The organism is Luteibacter sp. P4_E6, assembly GCF_056401535.1.
On record NZ_JBFUJE010000187.1, the window covers coordinates 1 to 7322 of the forward strand.

A 7322-nucleotide genomic window follows, 5' to 3' on the forward strand; every position below is an offset into this window, starting at 1 on the left:
GCTCGGTAGGAGCCGATTCATCGGCGATGCCCTTCCGGGCGGACGATCGTCCCGTCAGTCGGACCCCTTGCCCCCACCCCCGATGTTGGCGGTGATGCCCGAAGGCATCGGCAAGTCCATCAGGTTCGAGGCGGCCACGGCCCGGTCGATGGTGATGTGGCCCAGCGTGCTCATCGCGGCGAAGAATCGCCACGGGTCGCCATTGCCCACGCCCAGCGCGATATGGGTCGAATCGAATCGTCGCTGTGCGGAGTCGAAGCTGATCCACCGGCCGTCGATGAAGGCCTGCGTCCAGGCATGGGGAACGAACACCCGCGATACACCGCCCATGCGCTCGACATAGACGATGCCGGTGACCACGCGGGCCGGGATGCCCATCGATCGCGCCAGGGCGGTCAGCAGTACCGCGTGTTCGGTGCAGTCGCCGTTCCGGCTTTCCATGGTCTCCAGCGCGGAGGCGTAGCCGACGTCGAGGCCTTTCCTCGAGATGTAATCGGAGATGTACGAACGAAGCCGGCGCATGCGCTGGAGATCGCTGGTCGCGTCGCCGGTGATCTGTTTTGCGAACGCGCGAATCTGCGGCGAATCCGACTGCACCCAGGCATTCGGTGCGGTGTCTTCGGGAGAAGGCGCGGCCTCGTGGTCCGTCATGCGGCCGAAACCGACGTCGATGATGTAGACGCCGTCGCCTATCGAGTTCACGCGTTGCTCGTCGGTTTCGACGAAGGGCTGTGGGTAGTTGCCGCGAACCGTGACGGTATAACGGACCGGGGCGGCGCGCAGGCCCATCACCATCGGCCGCGGGGACTGGATCATGGCCGCGCGAAGCAGGTCCACGTCCTGGTCGGGCGCCTTCGCGCAGGCTTCGCTACAGGCGGCCATTTCCAGACGGAACCCGAGTAGTGGCGAGATGCCACGACGGATGTATCCCTGGTTGTCGACCCAGATGTCCACGCTGTGGTCCCCCGTGGCACCGACCAGTGACTCACGCAGGTGATGGACCGTCTCGCGGCGGTCGTCGGGCATGTCGACCACCTCGTCACCGATCACGACAACCTCGACGTTGGCGACCTGCTGCTTCACGGCGTCGAAGTTGCGGATCTGGTAGGTCGTACCCGGCTTGAAGCCATGGGCAACCATGGACAGGCGCTGCCCTTCGGCCAGCGAGGCGCCAGTCGGCCAGATCAGCAGGTTGACCTTCGACTGGCCACCCACGGTATTGGCGACCTGGAAGGCGCCGTCATCGCGCACCTCACCCTGCACGAGATTCTGCTGCGACGACATGTTAGTACTGGCATAGAACGCCAGCGGGGCGCCCAGCGGGGATTCGACGGTCTTGATCCGGGTCTGGAGCAGGATCGGCGTGTGCACGCGAGTGAGGCGGAAATTGAGCACCTGGGTGGTGGTCACCTTGTCGCCCGCCAGATCGCGGTCGATTTCCAGGTTGCCCACCTTGCGACCGTCGAGGAGAACGGTCATCCAGCGCTGATCCGCCAGGGCCGAGGTGGCGGTCAGACACAGCAGTACGGCGACGGCGGCAAGACGACGTCTCATGAGCGTACTTCCGGATTGTTGGGGACACCTTCATAACAGCACTTTCGTGGCCGGAGTCAAGTACCCCATTGGTCGTGGTCAGGCCCGGTAGAATGGGGGCTTCGACCCCCTCCCGGACCCGCCCCATGACCTCCTTTGGCACACCGCATTCCCATAACGCCCTCAAGGTGCTTCTGCTGGGGTCCGGCGAGCTCGGCAAGGAGGTCGCCATCGAGCTCCAGCGCTTCGCCGTCGAGGTGATCGCCGTGGACCGCTACCCGAACGCACCGGCGATGCAGGTGGCGCATCGCAGCCACGTTATTGACATGCTGGACGGCGCTGCGCTGCGCAAGCTCATCGAGGAAGAGAAGCCGCACCTGGTCGTTCCCGAGATCGAGGCGATCCACACGCAGACCCTCATCGAGATGGAGAAAGAAGGCCTCAAGGTCGTTCCCACCGCGAAAGCCGCGTGGCTGACGATGGATCGCGAAGGCATTCGCCGTCTCGCGGCGGAGACGCTGGGACTGCCGACCTCACCCTACCGGTTCTGCGACACGCGCGAGGAATTTCTCGACGCCATCGCCGTGCTCGGCACGCCGTGTGTGGTCAAGCCGGTGATGAGCTCCTCAGGCAAAGGCCAGAGCGTCGTGCGCAAGCCGGACGATGCGGACGACGCGTGGGAGTACGCGCAGTCGGGTGGCCGCGCCGGTCGCGGCCGCGTCATCGTCGAGGGCTTCATCGACTTCGATTACGAGATCACCCTGCTCACCGTGCGCCATCGTGACGGCGTGTCGTTCTGCGCGCCGATTGGCCATCGCCAGGAGGAGGGCGACTATCGCGAATCGTGGCAGCCGCAGCCGATGAGCGATGCCGCGTGTGCATCCGCCGAACGCCAGGCCGACACGATCACGGCCGCCCTGGGTGGCTGGGGCGTGTTCGGCGTGGAATTCTTCGTGCGCGGCGACGAGGTCATCTTCTCCGAGGTGAGCCCGCGCCCCCACGACACCGGTCTGGTCACCCTGATCTCGCAGGATCTTTCCGAGTTCGCCTTGCACGCCCGCGCCATCCTCGGTCTGCCCGTGCCCGAGATTCACGCCTTTGCCCCGGCGGCCTCCTGCGCCGTGCTCGTTGAAGGCGAGGGTGCGGCACCGACCTACCACGGCATCGCCGACGCCCTGGYCGAGACCGGCACGATGTTGCGCATCTTCGGTAAGCCGGAAGTGCGTGGACGCCGGCGCATGGCGGTGACGCTCGCCAGGGGTGCGACGGTCGAGGAGGCGCTGGAGAAGGCCAAGCGCGCGGCGAGCCGCATCCGCGTCGAGCTTTGAACGGGCGTTCACACCCCGATGTTAAGCTGCTGCGCTCCTAGGGAAGATGCCTGACCGATGAGCGGACGCCGAGACTCGAACGACCACGAACCCCGCGGGCGAACCGAACCGACCCTCGGTCGGCTCGACGACCTGGACAAGCCGGCACCGCCGGTCGACGACGGCTTGCCTCATTTCGTCGTCGACGAGCCGCGTCGCCGCACGGGTGGCCCCACGCCGCCACCGCCACGGCGTGCGCGCAAACGCGGCTGGCTGATTCCCGTGCTGGTGCTGGTGCTGATTGGTGCGGCCACCGGCCTGTACCTGCAGCAGGACCGCTTGCGCAACCTCGTCCCCAGCACTGAATTGAACGACGTACTGACCCAGGCGAACCAGGCGCTCGACGCCGGCAAGCTCGACGGCACGCAGGGCGACAGTGCGCGTGAGTTGTTCGAAAAGGCGCGCGACCAGCAACCGGACAGCGACCAGGCTCGCGACGGCCTGCGCCGGGTGGGGCAGGCGGAGATCGCCCGCGCCGACCAGGCACTTTCCGCCGGTCGGCTCGACGAAGCGGACGCCGCGCTCGGCGTGGCGAGGGAGTTGCTGGGTGGCGGTAACGATGTCGAGCAGCTCAGCGCTCGCCTGTCCCAGGCGCGCAATCCGCAGGGCCATACCGAGTCCCTGGTCGACCAGGCGCAGCAGGCGTTCGCTGCAGGCAAACTCGATGGCGACGACGGTGCGGGTGCCCTCTACCGTCGCGTCCTCGACGCGGACAAATCCAATGCCGTCGCCGCGCGGGGCCTGGACAAGGTCGGCGACGCGCTCGCAACGCAGGCGCGCCAGGCCATTGCGGACAACGACAGGCCGAAGGCCAACGCGCTGGTCGATCGCATCGCGATCCTCGTGCCGGGCTACGGCGATCTGCCGTCGTTGCGCGCGTCGCTGGCGGAAAACCGCAAGCAGGACGACCAGGCGATCACCGCCCTCATTCAGCAGGGTAACGACGCCATGCGCGCCGGCCGGTTCACCGGTGACGGCGACGACAACGCGCTCGCACGTTTCCGTGCCGTGCTCGCGACCGATCCCGACAACGCCGACGCCAAGGCCGGTCTTGGACAGGTCGCGCAGGCGCTGATCGTGCAGGCCAATGCCGCGCTCGACAGCGAAGACGATGCGCAGGCCTCGCGTCTGCTCGACCAGGCTGCCAAGCTTGCGCCGAAATCCGCTGAACTCGCCGCCGCACGCGCACGCATCGGCGGCGGTGACGCCAAGGGCGTCAAGCGCGGCACGTCATCCGACGCGGTCGCCACGACAGGAAATGGCGATACCGCCGAGGCCTCGCTGGCGGTCAGTCCGGAGCAGAAGGCGAAGGTCGCCGCGCTGGTCGGTCGTGCCCAGGCCGCCGTGACGCGCGGCGACATCATGGACCCGCCCGGAGACAGCGCCTACGACCTGTATCGCAATGCGCTGGCGATCGATGGCAACGACCCGGCCGCTCGTGCCGGCTTGCAGGGCTTGCCCGGGCAGGTCGAGAAACTCATGCAGCAGGCCGTTGCCAACGGCAACGTGAAGCGTGCGGAGGACCTCTACGCCACGCTTTCGGATCTCGCACCCGGTGATGCGTCGCAAGGCGAAATGCGCCACCGCCTCGGCAGTGCGTGGATCGACAGCGCCCTCCAGCGTTCATCGCAAGGCGACCGCCAGGGCGCCTTCCAGGCCCTCGATCGCGCACGCCATTACGCGCCGGACGATCCGCGCCTCCAGGGCGCCTACGAGCGCATCGCGACGGGGCGATGAGCGAACGCATGCAGATTCTCGTTATTGGCGCATCGAGTCAGATCGGCCACTTTCTCCTGCCTCGCCTTGCGGCTGCCGGCGAAGACGTACTCGCGATGAGCCGGACGTCCCGGAGCGATCACCCCGACTGGCTCGTCGGTCATCTTCCGGATGGCATGCCTTCGCTGCCGCCGTTAAAGGCGATTGTCTGCCTTGGTCCCGTGAACTGGATGGCGCACTGGTTGTCGCTCACGCGGCTGCCGGGTACGCCACATGTCCTGGCGACATCGTCCATGAGTGCGGAGACCAAACGCGATTCCGCGAACGCCGATGAGCGCGAGCTGTCGCGAACGCTGCGCGACGCCGAGACGCAACTCAGCACGACATGCGCCTCACGAGGCATGCCGTGGACGATTTTCCGGCCGACCCTCATCTATGGCGCCGGTCTGGACAAGAGCCTCACCCCCGTGGTCCAGGGAGCCCTCCGCCGCCACGTCTTTCCGCTGCCGGCAGGGCGGGGGCAACGGCAGCCGGTCCACGCCGACGACATCGCCGCGGCCATCGTGGCCGCCCTGGCGCTGCCGGCGGGCCGTAACCAGACGTTCTCGATCGGTGGCGGCGAACGGCTCAGTGCCGCCGAAATGTTCCGCCGGGCACGCCGTACGGCCGGGTCGGTGACCCTGCCGTTGCCGATTCCGCGCTTTATCCTGAACGTGGCGACCCTTGTTTCGCCGGCGATGCGCGGGCCCATTCACCGACTCGATAGCGACCTGATCGCCGACAATCGCCCCCTGGAAGCCGCTCTGGACATTCATCCGCGCGACTTTTCGCCACGACCCGAGACCTGGCAGGTGGCGTCCTGATCGTCGGGGTCATCGCTTCGCCAGCATTCGTTCAGATGAGCGCCGGGGCTGTGCCCCTATCATCCGGCTACGTCTCTTTCCCCAGGACCTCCCCGCGTTGGCTTTCCTGAATCGTCTTGGCTCCCTCCTGCGTGCCAGCTGGCCCTGGCTGCGCATTCCCTTCTGGCTCGTGATGGGCCTGGTGTTMGGTTTCCTCCTGCCGTACACGCTGATCCTCAATGCGCGCCTGCAGGATCGCTTCAACGACTTGGTGTTCGCGGTGCCGACCCGCGTCTATGCGCGGCCGCTCCCGCTGGAACCGGGGCGTGCGATGACGCCTGCGGCGCTGGAACTTGAGCTCACGTTTGCCGGCTACACCACCGAAGGCGGCGGCAAGGTCCAGGGCAGCTACTCGAAGAGCGGTTCACGCTTCCTCATCGCCTCGCGAGGCTATTCGGGTCCCGATGGCGGCGAGCTGCCGCATCGCATCCGGGTCACCCTCGCCAACGGCCAGGTGGGTCAGGTCGTCGACGATACGAACGACAAGCCGATCAAGAGCATCCACCTCGACCCCGCCCGCATCGCCACGCTGTATGGCGCGCAGCAGGAAGAGCGCCGCATCGTGCGCCTCGAGAACGTGCCGCCGCTGTTGGTGCAGGGCTTGCAGGCCGTAGAGGATCGCGACTTCAACCATCACATCGGCATCGATTTCTCCGCGATCGCGCGTGCGTCGCTGGCCAATCTCCGCGCCGGTCATGCGGTGCAGGGCGGCTCGACGCTGACCCAGCAGCTGGTGCGCAACCTGTTCCTCGACCGCAGCCAGAACATGCTGCGCAAGGTGAACGAGGCCATCCTTTCGGTGTTGATGGAGGCGCACTACTCGAAGGGACGCATTCTCGAGGCTTACGTCAACGAGGTCTTCCTCGGCCAGCAGGGCAGCCAGGCCGTGCACGGTTTTGCCGCCGGCGGCGAGTTCTTCTTCGGCCGTCGCCTCGAAGACCTGCGTCCGCAGGAAATCGCCATGCTTGTCGGTCTGGTCAAAGGGCCGAGCTATTACGATCCCCGCCGTTACCCGGACCGCGCGCTATCGCGCCGCAACCTCGTGCTGCAGCAGTTCCACGACACCGGCCTGCTCGACGACGCCCAGCTGAAGGCGGCGCAGGCCACGCCACTGGGCATCGCCGAGAACGCGCAGCTTCCGCACAATCGCTTCCCCGCCTTCATGCAGCTGGTTCGTGCGCAGATCACCAACGACTTCGACGAAGCCGCCCTGCGCGACGGCAGCCTGAGCATCTTCACCACGCTCGACCCGGCCGCCCAGCTGTACACCGAGCAGGCCATCCTGACGACGGCCAAATCGCTCGGTAAGCGCGGTGCGGCCGCCCAGGCAGCGGCCGTGGTGACCGATACCACCACGGGCAGCGTGTTGGCCGTGGTCGGCTCGCGCGATCCGGGCGACCAGGGCTTCAATCGCGCGCTGGACGCCCGCCGCTCGATCGGCTCGCTGGTAAAGCCGCTGGTGTATCTGGTGGCATGGGCGCAGCCGTCGAAGTGGTCGCTTGCCACGATCGTCGAGGACACGCCGATCAACATGACCCAGCCGGACGGCAAGCCCTGGACCCCGCAGAACGACGATCGCGAGATTCACGGCGAGGTGCCGATGCTCGACGCCCTGGTGCATTCGTGGAACCTGGCGACGGTCCACCTGGGCATGCAGGTCGGCGTCCCGCGGATCAAGGGCTTCCTCGAATCGTTCGGTCTCGAGGATGTCAATCCGAGTCCGTCGCTGCTGCTTGGTGCGATCGACCTTTCACCGTTCCAGGTGGCCCAACTCTACGAATACATTGCTGCCGACGGCCATGCC

5 protein-coding genes are annotated in these 7322 nt (G+C 66.7%); 4 read left to right on the forward strand and 1 reads right to left on the reverse strand.

Translation table 11 applies throughout. The annotated features are described in order from the left end of the window. Window positions 1-54: 54 nt before the first annotated feature. On the reverse strand, window positions 55-1554 hold the full coding sequence (locus tag AC1DT2_RS12440) for a transglutaminase-like domain-containing protein (protein WP_477296565.1): 1500 nt from the start codon (window positions 1552-1554) through the stop codon (window positions 55-57). A 125-nt stretch (window positions 1555-1679) separates the two neighbouring features. Between AC1DT2_RS12440 and purT the strand changes: the two genes are divergently transcribed. The 4 genes from purT to AC1DT2_RS12460 all read left to right on the forward strand — a co-directional run. Next, window positions 1680-2861: a formate-dependent phosphoribosylglycinamide formyltransferase gene (gene purT, locus AC1DT2_RS12445; protein ID WP_477296566.1), complete on the forward strand. Its 1182-nt coding sequence runs from the start codon at window positions 1680-1682 to the stop codon at window positions 2859-2861. Between the two features lie 57 nt (window positions 2862-2918). After that, the gene (locus AC1DT2_RS12450) at window positions 2919-4637 is read left to right on the forward strand and encodes a hypothetical protein (protein WP_477296567.1); all 1719 of its coding nucleotides are present in this window, start codon (window positions 2919-2921) and stop codon (window positions 4635-4637) included. 8 nt (window positions 4638-4645) lie between these two features. Beyond that, window positions 4646-5479: an SDR family oxidoreductase gene (locus tag AC1DT2_RS12455; RefSeq protein ID WP_477296568.1), complete on the forward strand. Its 834-nt coding sequence runs from the start codon at window positions 4646-4648 to the stop codon at window positions 5477-5479. 97 nt (window positions 5480-5576) lie between these two features. After that, window positions 5577-7322 (forward strand): transglycosylase domain-containing protein (locus AC1DT2_RS12460; protein ID WP_477296570.1); only part of this gene is annotated, 1746 nt, incomplete at its 3' end.

Bases quoted from the DNA above. Each gene is read 5' to 3' on its own strand.
- AC1DT2_RS12440 (WP_477296565.1), bottom strand. From the start codon at position 1,554: ATGAGACGTCGTCTTGCCGCCGTCGCCGTACTGCTGTGTCTGACCGCC.
- AC1DT2_RS12450 (WP_477296567.1), top strand. From the start codon at position 2,919: ATGAGCGGACGCCGAGACTCGAACGACCACGAACCCCGCGGGCGAACC.
- AC1DT2_RS12455 (WP_477296568.1), top strand. From the start codon at position 4,646: ATGCAGATTCTCGTTATTGGCGCATCGAGTCAGATCGGCCACTTTCTC.